This is a genomic window from Streptomyces hesseae, assembly GCF_031845785.1.
Classification (GTDB): domain Bacteria; phylum Actinomycetota; class Actinomycetes; order Streptomycetales; family Streptomycetaceae; genus Streptomyces; species Streptomyces hesseae.
Genome location: NZ_JAVRFI010000106.1, coordinates 1 through 220 on the forward strand (window position 1 = coordinate 1; position 220 = coordinate 220).

General features: G+C 56.8%; 1 rRNA gene. It reads left to right on the forward strand.

From position 1 onward, the window contains the following. A 23S ribosomal RNA gene (locus RM609_RS34770) occupies window positions 1-220 on the forward strand; the annotation flags it as partial.

Consider the following 220-nt stretch of genomic DNA (forward strand, 5'->3'; position numbering starts at 1 on the left):
AGCGATGGGGTGACGCAGGAAGGTAGTCCAGCCCGGGCGGTGGTAGTCCCGGGGTAAGGGTGTAGGCCGTGTGATAGGCAAATCCGTCACACGTTAAGGCTGAGACCTGATGCCGAGCCGATTGTGGTGAAGTGGATGATCCTATGCTGTCGAGAAAAGCCTCTAGCGAGTTTCATGGCGGCCCGTACCCTAAACCGACTCAGGTAGTCAGGTAGAGAAT